Below are 16,304 nucleotides of genomic sequence, written 5' to 3'. Positions count from 1 at the left end.
GTGGGGGGCCGACGGGGAAACCTTGCCGCCTGGCGGGCCGTTGACACGATGTCATGCCCACCACAGTTCACTCGCAGAGCGTAGAAAGGTCTGGACCAGCCGGTCAATAGGTCTGGACCATAGAAAACGGAGCGTCAGACCCGTGCGCGCACCGGGATCTCGCCCAGGTCCAGGCCGGCACCGGCGCCCGGGCCCTGGCCGTCCAGGAACTGCTCCGCCCAGATGATCTTCCCGTCGCCCGTGTAGCGGGTGCCCCAGCGCTGGGCGAACTGCGAGATCAGGAAGAGCCCCCGGCCGCCCTCGTCGAGCGTGCGGGGATGGCGCAGATGCGGCGAGGTGCTGCTGGCGTCCGAGACCTCGCAGATCAGCGCCCGTTCCAGGATCAGGCGCAGCCGGATGGGGCCGGAGGCGTGCCGGATGGCGTTGGTGACCAGCTCGCTCACCACGAGCTCGGTGGTGAACGCGAGGCCGGGCAGCCCCCACGAGTCGAGCTGCCGGGTGGACATCTCCCGGGCCCGGCCGACCACCGCGGGATCGCTGGACAGCTCCCAGGAGGCGACGCGGCTGGTGTCGAGGCTGCGCGTCCTGGCCAGCAGCAGCGCCACGTCGTCCGTCGGCCGCGCCGGGGCGAGTTCGTCGACCACGCTGCGGCACAGTCCGTCCAGCGGGAGGTCGCCGCCCTCCAGCGCCGCGCGCAGCCGCTCCCGCCCGGTGTCCTGCAGGGTCATGGTGCGCGGGGCGCCCGGGGAGGCGAGCAGTCCGTCGGTGTAGAGGGCCAGTACGCTGCCCTCCTCGAGCGTCAGCTCGGTGGCCTCGAAGGGCAGTCCGCCCAGCCCGAGCGACGGGCCGATCGGCACGTCGGGAAACCGCACCGCGTCCCGTCCCGGCGACAGCACGGCGGGCGGCAGATGCCCGGCGCTGGCCATGACGCAACTCCGGCTCACCGGGTCGTACGTGACGTACAGGCAGCTCGACCCGAGCACGCCGCCGTCCGTCCCCGGCGGCAGGGCATCGCGCTGCTCCCGGGCCACCTGCACCACCAGGTCGTCCAGGTGCGCCATCAGCTCCTCGGGCGGCAGGTCGAGATCGGCCAGCGTGCGCACCGCCGTACGCAACTGGCCCATGGTCGCGGCCGCGTCGATGCCGTGCCCCACCACCTCGCCCACCACCAGGGCGACCCGCGCCCCGGACAGCGGGACGACGTCGAACCAGTCCCCGCCGACCCCCGACAGCTCGTCGGCCGGACGGTAGTAGGTGGCCACGTCCACGGCGTCCTGCGGCGGGAAGACGTGCGGCAGCAGGCTGCGCTGCAGCACCAGCGCGGCATCCCGCTCCCGCGTGTAGCGGCGGGCGTTGTCGACGCACACGGCGGCGCGCGCCATCACCTCCTCGGCCAGCCGCAGGTCCTCCGCGTCGAAGGGCTCGGCCCTGCGCACCCGGAAGAACAGGGTCACACCGAGGGTGACCCCCCGGGCGCGGATCGGCACCACCATGGCGGTGTGCAGGCCCAGTTCGCCGAAACGCTGCGCCCTGCCGCCGGGCGCGCCCGCGCACCACTCCAGGCCCAACGGGTCCAGCCGTGGGGTGAACCAGGACCGGCCGTCGGTCAGCGCCCGGATCGGCGGTGTGCCGGGCAGGTAGGAGACGACCGCCCCGAGGCCGAAGGCTGGTTCCGGCTCGCCCTGCCGCGCGGCCCGCATGCCCGCGCGGCGCAGTGTCGTGGTGAGCGGGTCGTCGATCGGGCCCGGCTGCGGCTCGGCGCCCTTGATGACCGACTCCAGCAGTTCGACGGCCACGTAGTCGGCCAGGTCCGGCACCACGACGTCGGCCAGGTCCTGCGCAGTGTGCATGACGTCCAGCGTGCGGCCGATCTGCTCACTGGCGCGGTCCAGCAGCGACAGCCGCTGGCGGGCCCGCCAGCGGTCGCTGATGTCGATCACGGAGTAGCAGACCCCGACCGGGACGCCGCGCTCGTCCTCCAGACGGACGAAGGACATCGAGTGCGCCTGCTCCCGGCGCGGGGCGGTCCGAAACCGGCCGACGTGCTCGTAGTCGATCACCGGAACGCCGGTCTCCAGGACCTGGCGCATCTGCGCCTCCAGGACCGTGGCGTTCAGACCGGGCTGGATCTCCGCGAGCCGGTGCCCGATCCGCTCCTGGGTGGGGCCGCCGCCGAACCGCTCCAGCGCCGCGTTCGACCACACGCAGCGCAGTTCGGTGTCGACCACGGCCAGCCCGATGGGCGTCTGGCCGACGATCCGCTCCAGCATCGTGTCGGTCAGCCCCGAGGCGGCCGAACGCGCCGTGTGCGAGGACTCGGCGGCCAGGACGAGCCAGCGGACCCCGGAGCCGGTGGCCTCCGCGGGCAGTGCCGCCACCCGGACGCCCAGCGTGCGCACGGAGCCGTCGGCGTGGCGCAGCCGGAGCACCCCCGTCCAGCCGCCCTCGGACCGGCAGCGGGACCGGATCTCCGGCAGCCGCGCCACGTCCTGCGGGGCCAGCAGGTCCTGCGCCGGGTGGCCGACGACCTCGTCGGGGGCGAGCCCGAGCAGCCGCCGCGCGGTCGGCGGCCAGCTCAGCACCAGACCCCGGGCATCGAGCACCAGCGTGACGGCATCCGCCACGCCGGCGACCGCGTGTTCCTCGGGTGTCCCCATGGCCAGCCACTCCGTATCCGCCCGCAACGTTACGCTCCGTCCACCGTTCTTCCCACTCGGCGAGGGCCGCCCACGGGATCACGGGATCGGGGAGTCACGGGACGGGAAGGACGGGGAAGAACGGACCGGTGGCGACGGGGCCGGGTCCGGGTCCGGGGTGCGCACGGAACCCGTCGCGCCCTGTCAGGGATCGCCTGCCGCGGCCCCCGCGACTCAGGTTACTCGTGGCCCCCTGCCACCGCCCGCCGCGTGCGGACCGCCGCTCGCCCGGTGGCCGCGGCCGGCCCGGGAGGGGCGCGGCATGCGAAACGGCGGCCCGGAGGCCGCCGTGGAACCGCGGGACGAAGCAGGGGCACACGACGGGCGCCGCTTCGTCCACGGCCGGGCCGGGCCGGCGCCGGAGATCCGGGGCCGGCCCGCCGCGTCAGCGGTTGATGCAGACGTTGCCCAGGGTCGGGTTGACCAGGGAGATGATGAGGTTCACGGAGTTGCCGCAGACGTTGACCGGGATGTTCACCGGGACCTGGATGACATTGCCGCTGACGACACCGGGGGATCCGATGGCCTTGCCCTCGGCGTGCGAGCCGCCGTGCCCGTGGCCGTCGAGGGCGAGGGCGCCACCGGCGCTGCCGACGACGGCGGCACTCGCAGCGGCGGTGAGAGCGGCGGCCTTGGCGATACGGTTCACGAGCGTGGTTCCAATCAGTGATCACGGATGGGATCTGTCCAACGAGAAGCGCACGGGTGCCGATACGTCGGCGGCCCCGTCGTCACCCGTTCGGCCCTCCCCGACGTGCGGCCGGCCGCGCGGCACGGCAGGGCACGCGACCGCGGGGCAGGGCCTAGGCTGCACAGGTGTCCCGTGAGAGGTGGTGTTGCCGGTGTCCGGGCGTCGCCTGCGTACCCTGCGCGCACTGAGGAACTCGGCGAAGGAGAGGGCGAGGACGGCGAAGCACGCCCGCCCCGCCCCGCCGGCCCCGGCGCCCTCCGGTGAGGCGCACGTACCCCTGGAGCCGGAGTCGTCCGGCGGCGCCGGTGGCGTGAGGGTCAGCAGCGTCATGGACGCGGCCCTCTACCGGGGCGGCCGCCGCATCGCGACCCCGTCGTCCCTGGCCGAGGCGTACGCGCAACTGCGCGCCGAACCGGGCGCGATGGCCTGGATCGGGCTGTTCCGGCCGACCGAGGCCGAGCTGGTCTCCCTGGCCAAGGAGTTCGACCTGCACCCGCTCGCGCTGGAGGACGCCATCCAGGCCCACCAGCGCCCCAAGCTGGAACGGTACGGGGACACCCTCTTCGTCGTGCTGCGCGCGGCGCGCTACCTGGACCTGCCCGAGGAGGTCGACTTCGCGGAGCTGCACATCTTCGTCGGCCCGGGCTTCGTGCTGACCGTGCGGCACGGTTCGGCCCCCGACCTGTCCGCCGTGCGCCGCCGTATGGAGAGCAACCCCGAGCTGCTCAAGCTCGGCCCGGAAGCGGTGCTCTACGCGATACTCGACACGGTCGTCGACGGTTACGCGCCGGTCGTGGCGGGGGTCGAGAAGGACATGGAGGAGAGCGAGATCCAGGTCTTCGGCGGGGACCCGCAGGTCTCCCGCCGGATCTACGAGCTCTCCCAGGAGGTACTGGAGTTCCAGCGCGCCACCCGCCCGCTCACCCCGATGCTGGAGGGTCTGCAGGCGGGCTTCGAGAAGTACGGAACCGGCGAGGAGCTCCAGCGCTACCTGCGCGACGTCGCCGACCACGTCACCCACACCATCGAGCGCGTCGACGGCTTCCGCCAGGCGCTCGGCGACTTGCTGACGCTGAACGCCACGCTCGTCGCCCAGCAGCAGAACGCGGAGATGCGGGCGCTGGCCGAGGCGGGCTTCGAGCAGAACGAGGAGATCAAGAAGATCTCCGCGTGGGCCGCCATCCTCTTCGCGCCCACCCTCGTCGGCACGATCTACGGCATGAACTTCGACCACATGCCCGAGCTGCACTGGCTGCTCGGCTACCCCTTCGCGATCGTGCTGATGGGCGTGGTCTGCGTCAGCCTCTACCTGGTCTTCAAGCGGCGGGGCTGGCTCTGACGGCGGTGGCCGGCGACGCCGGCCGGAGCGGTCAGATCCGGGGGTGCGCCGAGATGTGCGTGACCTCCTCGATCTCGTGCGCGGCCTTGCCCAGCAGCTGACGGGCGAGGTCGTTCAGCGCCCGCGCGGCGGCGAGCTCCTCGCCGACCCGGTCCTGGGAGGGGTCGGCGGGATGCCGGTTGGCGTGGCCGTGCGACCTGACCTCCGTCCCGTCCGGGAGGCGGAGCAGCGCCGCGGCCTTGGTCCTGGACCCTTCCTCACGGAAGTCCATCTCGATGTGCCATCCGACGAGGGTCTGCATGACGTGCACCTCCAGCGGTCCCCGGTGTCGGTGTCCCTTCCAGGGTGCGCCCTCTCGCGGAACTACTCCACCAGGGTGACGATGGAGCCAGGGAAGAGGCGATCCACGCCACGGAGGAGGCGCCGTCATGACCACGGCTCTGGACATCATGCATCCCGGCGCCATGTGCATCGGTGAGCGCGAGAACCTGGCCGACGCGGCCCGGATCATGAGCGAGCAGTGCGTCGGGGCCCTGCCGATCTGCGGGGACGACGACGTGCTGGTCGGCATCGTCACCGACCGGGACATCGTGCTGAAGTGCGTCGCGGAGGGGCGCGACCCGTCCGAGGTGTCCTGCGGCGAACTCGCCCAGGGACGGCCGGAGATCATCGAGAGCGACGAGGAGGTGGACCGGATCCTGGAGGTGATGGAGGAGGCCAGGGTCCGCAGGCTGCCGGTGATCGACCACCCCGCGCACCGGCTGATCGGCATGATCAGCGAGGCGGACATCGCCCGCCACCTCGAGAAGGACCGGGTCGCCGAGTTCGTCACGGCGATCTGCGCCGACTAGGGATCATCCCCGGCGGGCCGGGCCAGTGCCGTGTCGAGGTCGGCGACCGGCCGGAAGGCGGTCATGAGCCCGGTGGCGCGCAGGATGCGCAACGTCATGGGGCGCGCGCAGACGAGCTGCACGGTGCCCCCGTGGGAGAGCACGCGCCGGCGGGCCCGGCACAGCACCGCGAGCCCCGAGCAGTCGATGAACCGCACCGGGCTCAGGTCGATCACCAGGGTAGGGCCGGGGGCCTGGGTGAGATCGTCGAGGAACGGGGTGATCGCCACCGCCGCTTCGACGTCGATCTCCCCGTTGAGCTCCACCACGAGGCACCCGTTGCTCTCGTAGGTGCGCAGGTACCGGTCCACCGGAGCATGAGATCACCGGGCCGATGAACTGATCGGCATGTCAAGGATCACTTCACTCGATCAGGTGAATGGCCGGAAACCCCGTGAAATGACGGCCCGGGATGGGAACGGAATCCGGTCCCCCGGGGGTGGTCACATGGCGTGCAGAATGTCGTTCAGCCGCTCCCGGGTTGCCGCCGGCGAGAGGCTGTCCGTACGCAGTTTCTCCATGACGACGTGGTACTGGTCCACTTCGTCCCGCTTGTCGATGTACATGGCGCCGGTCAGCTGCTCGACGTACACGACGTCGGAGACATCCGATTCCGGGAAGCTCAGCTGGGTGAAGGTGCCGCTCGCGCCCGCCGAGTAGCCGGTGAACTCCAGCGGCAACAGCTGCACCGTGACGTTCGGCTGGTGCGACACCTCCACGAGGTGCCGCAACTGGGCGTGCATCACCCCGGCGCCGCCGAAGCTGCGCCGCACCACGGCCTCGTCCATCACCGCGACGATCTCCGGTGCGTTCTCGCCGGTCAGCAGCTTCTGACGCTTGTGACGCAGGTCCAGCCGGCGCTCGACCTCCTCGGCGGGGGCGTCCGGGTGCCCCAGCTCGATGACGGCGCGGCTGTACTCGTCGGCCTGGAGCAGCCCGTGCACGAACTGGCTCTCGAAGCTGCGGATGACCGAGGCCGACTCCTCCAGGCCCACATAGGTCTGGAACCAGGAGGGCAGGACGTCGCCGAAGCCGTGCCACCAGCCGGCGATATTGGCCTCGCGGACCAGGCCGAGCAGCGTCGAGCGCTCGGCGTCGTCGGAGATCCCGTAGAGGGTGAGCAGATCGGCCACGTCCCGCTCCTTGAAGCTCACGCGGCCGAGCTCCATCCGGCTGATCTTCGACTCGGACGCACGGATCGAGTAGCCCGCGGCCTCACGGGTGATGCCCTTGGATTCGCGCAGCCTGCGCAGCTGCGAGCCCAGAAGGATGCGGCGCACCATCGATCCGCTTCCCGACTGAACTGTGGTCATGTGCGCCTACCTTCTCCCCGTGGCATCCAGCAGTCTGCCATCTCCGCGCTGCGTTGAGTACGCGATCGGTCACTCTCGATCGCCACTTCCGTCCCACCCGTATCGCAGCATGCAAATGCACGTGCATCCGCCCCTTGCATCGTCCTGCGGCCGTACGGGACGATGATGTACGTGCCGATACCGGGTGGTGCGCATGTGGACCGATAGCTCGACCGGACTGCAGCCCTTATGGGACGGGCTGATCCCCGAGCGCCTTTCGTCGTCGAGCGCCACGTCCTGCCCGCTCCCGCCGCGCTACGAGGCCGTCGGTGACGCGCGCCGGTTCACCCGGTCCATTCTCCGCGCATGGGACCTGGAAGCACTCCAGGACGGCGTGGAACTCGTCGCCTCGGAACTGGTCACCAACGCGCTGCGCTACGCGCTGCCCGAGGAGGCCGCCGAGGGGTGCGTCCGGCTCAGCCTGGTGCGGTGGTCAACGCGCGTAGTCTGCGCGGTCCGCGACCCCAGCAGTCACGGGCCGGTCACCAAGGCGCCCGACTTCGTGGCCGAGTCCGGCCGGGGACTGCACCTGGTGGAGTCCTTCAGCGAGACCTGGGGCTGGCACCCGCTGAGCGGGACCGGCAAGGTCGTCTGGGCGCTGTTCACGCTGCCCGGCGAACCCGGGGACTCCGAGGAGCCGTAGGACGTGAGCGGCGCGCCGTCACCGTAAGTGACGGCCGCGGTCAATTCGCCACAAGGTGATCGAACTCCCCGTTCTTCATCCCGAGAATGAGGGATTCGATCTCTTCCTTCGTATATATCAGCGCCGGTCCGTCCGGAAAACGCGAATTGCGGACGGCCACATCACCGTCGGGCAGTGCGGCGAGTTCCACGCACTGCCCGTTGGCATTGCTGTGCCGGCTCTTCTGCCACGCCACGCCGGAGAGATCGGACGCGGCCATGCCGTTGTACGTGTGGCGCATGCTTCTCTCCAGGTAAGTACCGTGCAGGACAGGGGAGATGATAGCCAGAGATCGAAGTCACGTGCATCTGCACGTGCAAGTGCACGTGCAGTCACTCAGGGTGAATGCACCTGCCAACGAACACCGCAACGACCCGCCGCGCGGAACTGTCCCCACCGTATGCGACGGCCCCGGACGGGAATCGGATTCCCGGCCGGGGCCGCGTTATGCAAGGTGCCGCCGAGCGGCGCCGGATCACTCCTGACCGGCGGGAATCCTGCCGAGCCGGCCGGCCTGGAAGTCCTCGAAGGCCTGGGCGAGTTCGGCGTGGGTGTTCATCACGAACGGGCCGTACTGCATCATCGGCTCGCGGATCGGGAGCCCGCCGAGGAGCACGACCTCGAAGTTGGGGCTGCGCGTTTCCTGGCTCTCGTCGGCGGTGATGGTGAGCGAGTCACCGCGCCCGAAGACCACGGCCTGCCCCATCCGGAACGGCCGGCCCTCCGGGCCCGCGGTGCCGCGGCCGGCCAGGCCGTACGCCAGGGCGTTGAAGTCCGCGCGCCAGGGCAGCGTCACCTGGGCACCGGGGTTCACCGAGACGTGCAGCATGGTGATCGGGGTGTGCGTGGCACCCGGGCCCTGGTGGCCGTCGATGTCGCCCGCGATGATCCGGATGAGCGCGCCGCCGTCCTCGGAGGCCAGCATCTTGACGTTGCCGCCGCGGATGTCCTGGTACTTCGGCGCGATCATCTTGTCCTTGGCCGGCAGGTTCACCCACAGCTGCAGGCCGTGGAAGAGGCCGCCGCTCATGACCAGCGCCTCCGGCGGGGTCTCGATGTGCAGCAGGCCGCTGCCCGCCGTCATCCACTGCGTGTCACCGTCGCTGATGGTGCCGCCGCCGCCGTGCGAGTCCTGGTGGATGAAGGCGCCGTCCATGATGTAGGTGACGGTCTCGAAGCCGCGGTGCGGGTGCCAGGGGGTGCCCTTGGGCTCGCCCGGCGCGTACTCCACCTCGCCCATCTGGTCCATCATGATGAACGGGTCGAGGTTCTTGTAGTCGATACCGGCGAAGGCCCGGCGGACCGGGAATCCCTCGCCCTCGAAGCCGGTCGGGGCGGTCGTCACCTGCAGCGCGCGACGCGCGTTCGCGCCCGCCGGAGCGGTGACACGCGGCAGGGTCAACGGGTTCTCGACGGTCACTGCGGGCATGATCCGGATCCTCCTCGGTTAGTTCAACGTTCAACATAGTTGAACCCTGAACTTCCCGCAAGCATTCCCTGGGTGTTTGTCCGGTTACTGCCCTGCGGCAGCGCCGGGGTGGGCAGCCAGGCGCCGGCGACCGACGGCCGGCGGCGGTCAGCCGTACATGCGGCGCATGGTGAACTCGACCATCTGCTCCACGGCCTTGGCGTCGAACACCATCCGGTGCTCGCCCTCCATGTCCAGCACGAAGCCGTAGCCGGTCGGCAGCAGGTCCAGCACCTCGGCGCCGGTGATGACGAAGTACTTGGACTCCTTGCCCGCGTACCGGCGCAGCTGCTTGAGCGAGGAGAACATCGGGATCACCGGCTGCTGCGTGTCGTGCAGCGCCAGGAAGCCCGGGTTGTCGCCGCGCGGGCAGTACACCTTGGAGGTGGCGAAGACCGCCTGGAAGTCCTCCGCCGACATCGAGCCGGTCGTGAACGCCCGCACCGCGTCCGCGAGCGACGGCGGCGACGGCTCGGGGTACCCCCCGCCCATCGGGGCACCGCCCATCGGCGCACCACCCATGGGCGCCCCGCCCATCGGAGGCGCCGCACCCGCCATAGCGTTCTGGTCGTAGCCGTACACGGGGGCAAGCGTATCGGGCCGCTAGCCCGCTGTGGGCGCTGTGGGCGCCTCGTACAGCTCGAACCAGATCGACTTGCCGTCGCCCCGCGGATCGACGCCCCAGGCGTCCGACAACTCCTGGACGAGCAGCAGACCGCGCCCGGAGGAGGCCATCTCCCCCGGTCTGCGCAGGTGCGGCATCTCGTCACCGCGGTCCCGCACATCCACCCGCAGCCGCCGCCGGCCGCCCGGCATCCCGCGCAGCTGGGCGGAGAGTGCCGCGTCCTCGTCCGTGTGCAGCAGGACGTTGGAGGCCAGTTCGGAGACCAGCAGCACGGCCGCGTCGACCTGCTCGGCGCAGGTCCAGTCGTGCAGGAGGGCCCGGACCTCCTCGCGGGCCGCCCCGACCTCCCGGGGGTCGGTCTGGGAGACGGTGAGCACGCTGCGGCGCAGCGGCACCTCGCAGACCGGCGGGTCGGCACGACGGCGCAGCAGCAACAGGGCGATGTCGTCCTGGCGGCGGTCGGCGAGCGGGCCGGTCGTGCGGTGCGAGGCGGGTCCGTGGACCGCCCCGACCACCGCGTCGGCCAGCGCCTCCAGATCGTCGGCCGGGCCGGACTCCAGCACGGTGCGCAGCCGGTCCCAGCCGGTGTCCAGGTCGTGGCCGCCGGTCTCGATCAGCCCGTCGGTGCAGAGCAGCAGGGTCTCGCCGGGCTCCAGGGTGATCCGGGTGGTCGGGTAGTCGGAGTCGGGGGCGATGCCCAGCGGGAGGCCACCCGCCGTCCTGCGCGGGAGCACGGTGCCGTCCCGCAGCCGGACCGCCGGGTCCAGGTGCCCGGCCCGCACCACGTCCAGGGTGCCGTGCTCCGGGTCGACCTCCAGGTAGACGCAGGTCGCGAAGCGGTCGTCCTCCGTCCGCGCGCAACCGGCAGCCCGGCCAGGAAGCGCGAGGTGCGGGACACCACCGCGTCCGCACGGTGCCCCTCGGCCGCGTACGCCCGCAGGGCGATCCGCAGCTGACCCATCAGCCCCGCCGCCCGTACGTCGTGGCCCTGGACGTCGCCGATGACCAGCGCGGTGCGCCCGGAGGGCAGATCGATCACGTCGTACCAGTCGCCGCCGACCTGCAGTCCGCCGCCGGTGGGCACATAGCGCGTCGTCACGGTCATCCCGTCGATGTGCGGACGGCGCGTGGGCAGCATCGTGTGCCGCAGCCCGTCGGAGAGCTCGCGTTCCGACTCGTGCACCTGCGCCCGCCACAGCGCCTGGGCGAGCATCCGGGCGACGGTGGTCAGCACCGAGCGCTCGTCGGGCGTGAAGGCGACGGGCTCCCGGAAGGCGGCCATCCACGCGCCGATCGACCGCCCGGCGACGACCAGCGGCAGATAGGCCCAGGAGCGCCGGCCGAAGCCCCGGACCAGCGGCCAGGTCGCCGCGAAGCGCTCCTCGTAGGCCTCCGGGCTCGGCAGGTAGACCGCCTGGCCGGTACGGGCGGCCACCGCCGCCGGGTAGCCGGTGGTCAGCGGCATCTCCAGGAAGGGCGTCTCGGCGCCGGGCCGCTGCCCGTGGTGGCCGATGACCGACAGGTGGTCGCCGTGCACGCCGAAGACCGCCAGGCCGTCCGGCGAGAACCCGGGCATCGACAGATGAGCGGCGACCCGCAGCACCTCCTGCGTGCTGTCGGCCTCGGCCAGCGCCCGGCCCGCGTCCAGGAGGAACGCCTCGCGGGCCCGCCGCCGGGCGACGGGGCCCACCGCCGCGGTGCCGGCGCCGGGGCCGGGGGGCGCGGGCACCTCGTGCAGGGTGCCGACCATCTCCCGCGGCCGTCCGCCGGCGCCGCAGGTGCCGTAGGCCCGCATGGCGACCGTCCGGACGATCCTCCCGTCCCGGCCGACCACCCTCAGACACGACTCGCACGGCGTGCCCTCCGCGACCGCCAGGGCCACTGCCGCCGACATGTCCACGTAGTCGGAGGCGTCGTAACAGGCGCGGACCACGCCCGAGTGCACCTTCTGCGGCCGTGGCGCCAGCCCGATCAGGCCCGCGCCGACCGCGTCGAGCTCCACCAGGTCCGTGGTGCCGTCCCAGCGCCATACGCCGGTGCCGAGCGCGGAGAGCACGTCCTCGATGCGCATTGGCAGCATTGTCATAGTTCAGGTTTGTTCGCGCCCTTGATACGAATGGGGCCGCGGGTGCGCGGGCCCGTAGACTGGGGGCGCCTCATCCCCGCAAACAGACGACTTGGACGAACGATGCATCGGTACCGGTCCCACACCTGCGGTGAGCTGCGCGCCACCGACGTAGACGCGGAAGTGCGCCTCAGCGGATGGCTGCACAATCGCCGGGATCTGGGCGGCATCCTCTTCGTCGATCTCCGCGACCACTACGGCGTGGTGCAGCTCGTCGCCCGCCCGGGCTCGCCCGCGTACGAGGCGCTGAGCCACCAGTCGAAGGAGTCCGTGCTCCGCGTGGACGGCCGCGTGCTCGCCCGCACCGCGGAGAACGTCAACCCCGACCTGCCCACCGGCGAGGTCGAGGTCGAGGTCACCGAGCTGGAGGTGCTCGGCGCCGCCGACCAGCTGCCGTTCCCGGTCTTCCCGGAGGACAACGCCAACGAGGAGATGCGGCTCACCAACCGCTTCCTCGACCTGCGCCGCGCCCGCATGCACCGCAACATCATGCTGCGCACCCAGGTCATCAGCTTCCTGCGCCGCGAGATGACCGCGCTCGGCTTCAACGAGCTGGCCACCCCGATCCTGTCCGCGACCTCCCCCGAGGGCGCGCGCGACTTCCTGGTGCCCTCCCGCGTGCACGCCGGCAAGTTCTACGCACTCCCGCAGGCCCCGCAGCAGTTCAAGCAGCTGCTGATGATCGCCGGCTTCGACCGCTACTTCCAGATCGCGCCCTGCTTCCGCGACGAGGACAGCCGCGCCGACCGCTCGCCCGGCGAGTTCTACCAGCTCGACGTCGAAATGAGTTTCGTCGAGCAGGAGGACGTCTTCGGCGTCATCGAGAAGGTCATGACGGACCTCTTCGAGGAGTTCGGCGGCGGTCGCCACGTCACCTCGCCCTTCCCGCGGATCCCGTTCCGCGAGTCGATGGTGAAGTACGGCAACGACAAGCCCGACCTGCGCGCCAAGCTCGAACTGGTCGACGTCTCCGACCTGTTCGCCGAGTCCGGCTTCAAGGCCTTCGCCGGCAAGCACGTCCGCGCCCTGCCGGTGCCGGACACGGCGGACCAGCCGCGCAAGTTCTTCGACAACCTCGGCGACTACGCCGTCGAGCAGGGCGCCAAGGGCCTGGCCTGGGTGCGGGTCGGCGAGGACCTCGCCCTCACCGGACCGATCGCCAAGTTCCTCACCGAGGACGACGTCAAGGCGCTGCTCGCCGCCGTCGACGCCAAGCCGGGCCACGCGATCTTCTTCGGCGCCGGCGAGTTCGACGAGGTCTCCAAGATCATGAGCGCGGTCCGCGTCGAAGCCGCCAAGCGGGCCGGGCAGTTCGAGGAGGACGTCTTCCGCTTCTGCTGGATCGTCGACTTCCCGATGTTCGAGAAGAACGAGGACACCGGCCAGATCGAGTTCTCCCACAACCCGTTCTCCATGCCGCAGGGCGGCCTGGAGGCGCTGCAGACCAAGGACCCGCTGGACATCCTGGCGTGGCAGTACGACATCGTCTGCAACGGCGTCGAGCTCTCCTCCGGCGCGATCCGGAACCACGAACCGGACGTCATGTACAAGGCGTTCGAGATCGCCGGCTACACCCGCGAGACCGTCGAGCACGAGTTCGGCGGCATGCTCCGCGCCTTCCACTTCGGCGCCCCGCCGCACGGCGGCATCGCCCCCGGCGTCGACCGCATGGTCATGCTGCTCGCGGACGAGCCCAACATCCGCGAGACCATCGCCTTCCCGCTCAACCAGAACGCCCAGGACCTGCTCATGGGCGCCCCGAGCGAGGTCGACGAGGCGCGGCTGCGCGAGCTGCACCTCGCGCTGCGGCTGCCCCCCGAGAAGCCCGAGAAGAAGGCCTGACGGCCTCGGCACACCGTGACGCGGAGGGGCCCGGACCGTTCTTCGGTTCCGGGCCCCTCCGCGTTCAGGTCGATCTTCACCCGGGCGCCGACGGTGCCCTTGCCGTTGCCGCTGCAACGCCACAGCTCAGTGCCGCTGTCACCTTCGCCCGGCGGGCGGCCGTGCACCTCCGCGGCGACATGCGACGACGGCCCAGCGGGTCAGGTGTCCATGGCGATGAGGGAGACGACCGGGCGGGCGCGGTCGGAGTCGTCGACGGCGATGCCGCGGACGTAGGCGCCGTGGGTCGCGCCGTCGGCCGCGACCTGGTCGCCTGCGTAGCGGGCGTGGGGCAGGCCCTCGGAGTCCTGGCGGCAGGGGTTGGCCTCGGGCTGCCCGGTGCGCAGGACGTCCACATCCCCGCTGAGCTTGGGGAGGCCGGAGCCGGTCAGGAAGTGCTGGAGGCCGGCCGCCGTGGTGCGGAAGCGCAACTCCAGGTCGTACTCCCCGGACAGGCCGCCGGACTGGGCGAGGTAGTGCACGTCCTTCGCGTCGGCGGGGAGCTCCAGCCGGAAGCGCCGGGCGGCCTTGTCGAGGGCGACGTTGCTGCCGCGGCAGGCGCCGCCCGCGTCCGGGGCCGCCCCGGTGCGGGAGTCGTGGTCGCCGGTCAGCGAGACGGCGACGATGACGGCCGCGACCACCAGGGCCAGGGTCAGGCCGACCGACAGCAGGAGCAGGAACGGGGACTTGCCCTGGACGGGCGCCGGCGTGCTCATCAGGCGGCTTCCGGCTGTCCGCCGAAGCGCTCGCGGTAGGACTCCAGGTCCTCATCGGTGATCTTGGCGAAGAGCACCGGTGGGACGGTGAAGGCCGTGCCCGGCGGCACCGCGGACAGGGCGCGGGCCTCGTCGGCGGTGACCCAGACCGCGGTGTCGTCCGCCAGCGCGAAGGCACCGCGCATGGCGGCGGCGGAGGCCGGGATGAAGGGCTCGGAGACCACCGCGTACAGGTGGATGAGGTTCATCGCGGTGCGCAGGGTGAGCGCGGCGCCGTCCGGATCGGTCTTGATCTCCAGCCAGGGCGCCTTCTCCTCCAGGTAGGAGTTGCCGGCGCTCCACAGCGCGCGCAGTGCCTGCGCGGCCTTGCGGAACTGCAGGTCCTCCATGTGCCGCTCGTACTCGCCGAGGAGCTCGGCGATCTGCGCGCCGAGGCGCTGCTCGGCCTCGCCCGCCGCGGAGCCCGCGGGCACCTCGTCGCCGAAGCGCTTGCGGGAGAAGGACAGCACGCGGTTGACGAAGTTGCCGAGGGTGTCGGCGAGGTCCTTGTTGACCGAGGCCGCGAAGTGCTCCCAGGTGAAGGAGGTGTCGTCGGACTCGGGCGCGTTGGCGATCAGGAAGTAGCGCCAGTAGTCGGCCGGCAGGATCTCCAGGGCGGCGTCGGTGAAGATGCCGCGGCGCTGCGAGGTGGAGAACTTGCCGCCGTAGTAGGTCAGCCAGTTGAAGGCCTTGACGTAGTCGACCTTCTTCCACTTGTCCCGGGTGCCCAGCAGTGTCGCCGGGAACATCACGGTGTGGAAGGGGACGTTGTCCTTGGCCATGAACTCGGTGTAGCGGACGTCGGTGTCGACGTCGTACCACCAGGAGCGCCAGTCCCGGGTCTCGCCCGCGGCAGCCGCGTCCGACCACTCCTTGGTGGCGCCGATGTACTCGATCGGCGCGTCGAACCAGACGTAGAAGACCTTGCCCTCGGCCGCGAGCTCCGGCCAGGTGTCGGCCGGGACGGGCACACCCCAGTCGAGGTCGCGGGTGATCGCGCGGTCCTGCAGGCCCTCGGTGAGCCACTTGCGGGCGATGGAGGAGGCGAGGGTGGGCCAGTCCTTGCCGTGCTCGTCGACCCAGGCCTCGACCTCGTGGGAGAGCTTGGACTGCAGCAGGAACAGGTGCTTGGTCTCCCGGACCTCCAGCCGGCTGCTGCCGCTGATCGCGGAGCGGGGCTCGATCAGGTCGGTCGGGTCCAGGACCCGGGTGCAGTTCTCGCACTGGTCGCCGCGTGCCTTGTCGTAGCCGCAGTGCGGGCAGGTGCCGACGATGTAGCGGTCGGGCAGGAAGCGCTCGTCGTCCAGGGAGTAGACCTGGCGGATGGCGCGCTCCTCGATGAAGCCGTTCTCCTTCAGCTCCCGCGCGATGGCCTGGGTGATCTCCCGGTTCTGCTGCGAGGAGCTGCGGCCGAAGTAGTCGAACGAGAGCGCGAAGCCGTCGTAGACCGCCTTCTGCGCGTCGTGCTGCTGGGCGCAGAACGCGTCGACCGGCAGGCCGGCCTCCTGCGCGGCGAGCTCGGCCGGGGTGCCGTGCTCGTCGGTGGCGCAGATGTAGAGGACCTCGTGGCCGCGCTGGCGCAGGTACCGGGAGTAGACGTCGGCCGGGAGCATGGACCCCACCATGTTGCCCAAGTGCTTGATCCCGTTGATGTACGGAAGGGCGCTGGTGATGAGGTGTCGAGCCATTGCCGGCTGCTCCCAAGTCGCTACTGTGGGTGAGGATTTCCTCTACGGACCGTCAATAGCGTATCCGACCGCGCGACGCCACCCGTTCGCCGTGCCCGGCATGCGGACACCG

Annotated in this window: 14 protein-coding genes and 1 pseudogene; 4 read left to right on the top strand and 11 right to left on the bottom strand. The window is 71.1% G+C overall.

All coding sequences use genetic code 11. The annotated features are described in order from the left end of the window. Positions 1–134: 134 nt before the first annotated feature. Both PV364_RS13230 and PV364_RS13225 read right to left on the bottom strand, forming a co-directional pair. The gene (locus PV364_RS13230) at positions 135–2,657 is read right to left on the bottom strand and encodes a SpoIIE family protein phosphatase (protein WP_319660101.1); all 2,523 of its coding nucleotides are present in this window, start codon (positions 2,655–2,657) and stop codon (positions 135–137) included. Positions 2,658–3,081: 424 nt separating this feature from the next. Continuing rightward, on the bottom strand, positions 3,082–3,345 hold the full coding sequence (locus tag PV364_RS13225; RefSeq protein ID WP_319660100.1) for a chaplin: 264 nt from the start codon (positions 3,343–3,345) through the stop codon (positions 3,082–3,084). A gap of 370 nt (positions 3,346–3,715) precedes the next feature. On the opposite strand from PV364_RS13225, the gene PV364_RS13220 reads away from it, so the two are divergent. Beyond that, complete coding sequence (locus tag PV364_RS13220; protein WP_401973426.1) at positions 3,716–4,726, top strand: magnesium and cobalt transport protein CorA; 1,011 nt, start codon at positions 3,716–3,718, stop codon at positions 4,724–4,726. 31 nt (positions 4,727–4,757) lie between these two features. Here PV364_RS13220 and PV364_RS13215 read toward each other — a convergent pair whose 3' ends face one another. Further along, complete coding sequence (locus PV364_RS13215) at positions 4,758–5,027, bottom strand: DUF1876 domain-containing protein (protein ID WP_319660098.1); 270 nt, start codon at positions 5,025–5,027, stop codon at positions 4,758–4,760. Between the two features lie 127 nt (positions 5,028–5,154). Here PV364_RS13215 and PV364_RS13210 point away from each other — a divergent pair, with 127 nt between their 5' ends. Beyond that, a complete protein-coding gene (locus PV364_RS13210) occupies positions 5,155–5,577 on the top strand; it encodes a CBS domain-containing protein (RefSeq protein WP_319660097.1) in 423 nt (140 codons plus the stop codon). Here the strand turns inward: PV364_RS13210 and PV364_RS13205 are convergent. Both PV364_RS13205 and PV364_RS13200 read right to left on the bottom strand, forming a co-directional pair. Then, a complete protein-coding gene (locus PV364_RS13205; RefSeq protein ID WP_319660096.1) occupies positions 5,574–5,927 on the bottom strand; it encodes an STAS domain-containing protein in 354 nt (117 codons plus the stop codon). The genes PV364_RS13210 and PV364_RS13205 overlap by 4 nt on opposite strands. A gap of 132 nt (positions 5,928–6,059) precedes the next feature. Further along, positions 6,060–6,929: a helix-turn-helix transcriptional regulator gene (locus PV364_RS13200; RefSeq protein WP_319660095.1), complete on the bottom strand. Its 870-nt coding sequence runs from the start codon at positions 6,927–6,929 to the stop codon at positions 6,060–6,062. Between the two features lie 193 nt (positions 6,930–7,122). Here PV364_RS13200 and PV364_RS13195 point away from each other — a divergent pair, with 193 nt between their 5' ends. Then, complete coding sequence (locus PV364_RS13195) at positions 7,123–7,611, top strand: ATP-binding protein (protein ID WP_319660094.1); 489 nt, start codon at positions 7,123–7,125, stop codon at positions 7,609–7,611. A 40-nt stretch (positions 7,612–7,651) separates the two neighbouring features. On the opposite strand, the gene PV364_RS13190 is transcribed toward PV364_RS13195, so the two are convergent. The 4 genes and pseudogenes from PV364_RS13190 to PV364_RS13175 form a co-directional block, all read right to left on the bottom strand. Then, on the bottom strand, positions 7,652–7,891 hold the full coding sequence (locus PV364_RS13190; protein WP_319660093.1) for a DUF397 domain-containing protein: 240 nt from the start codon (positions 7,889–7,891) through the stop codon (positions 7,652–7,654). A 234-nt stretch (positions 7,892–8,125) separates the two neighbouring features. Then, the gene (locus PV364_RS13185) at positions 8,126–9,079 is read right to left on the bottom strand and encodes a pirin family protein (protein WP_319660092.1); all 954 of its coding nucleotides are present in this window, start codon (positions 9,077–9,079) and stop codon (positions 8,126–8,128) included. Between the two features lie 147 nt (positions 9,080–9,226). Beyond that, a complete protein-coding gene (locus PV364_RS13180) occupies positions 9,227–9,700 on the bottom strand; it encodes an SseB family protein (RefSeq protein WP_389249720.1) in 474 nt (157 codons plus the stop codon). 21 nt (positions 9,701–9,721) lie between these two features. Continuing rightward, positions 9,722–11,814: pseudogene (locus tag PV364_RS13175) on the bottom strand (ATP-binding SpoIIE family protein phosphatase). 117 nt (positions 11,815–11,931) lie between these two features. Here PV364_RS13175 and aspS point away from each other — a divergent pair. Continuing rightward, positions 11,932–13,710, top strand: coding sequence for an aspartate--tRNA ligase (gene aspS / locus PV364_RS13170; RefSeq protein ID WP_319660091.1), 1,779 nt, complete (start codon positions 11,932–11,934; stop codon positions 13,708–13,710). Between the two features lie 200 nt (positions 13,711–13,910). Here the strand turns inward: aspS and PV364_RS13165 are convergent, their stop codons facing one another. Together PV364_RS13165 and metG are read right to left on the bottom strand one after the other, a co-directional pair. Continuing rightward, a complete protein-coding gene (locus tag PV364_RS13165; RefSeq protein ID WP_319660090.1) occupies positions 13,911–14,465 on the bottom strand; it encodes a hypothetical protein in 555 nt (184 codons plus the stop codon). Further along, positions 14,465–16,192, bottom strand: coding sequence for a methionine--tRNA ligase (metG, locus tag PV364_RS13160; RefSeq protein ID WP_319660089.1), 1,728 nt, complete (start codon positions 16,190–16,192; stop codon positions 14,465–14,467). Before metG ends, PV364_RS13165 begins: the two co-directional genes overlap by 1 nt. Between the last annotated feature and the right edge of the window lie 112 nt (positions 16,193–16,304).

Origin of the sequence: Streptomyces sp. MI02-7b, assembly GCF_033793585.1 — a bacterium.
In the GTDB taxonomy this organism is placed as follows: domain Bacteria; phylum Actinomycetota; class Actinomycetes; order Streptomycetales; family Streptomycetaceae; genus Actinacidiphila.
This window is presented reverse-complemented; position numbering and strand designations above follow the sequence as displayed.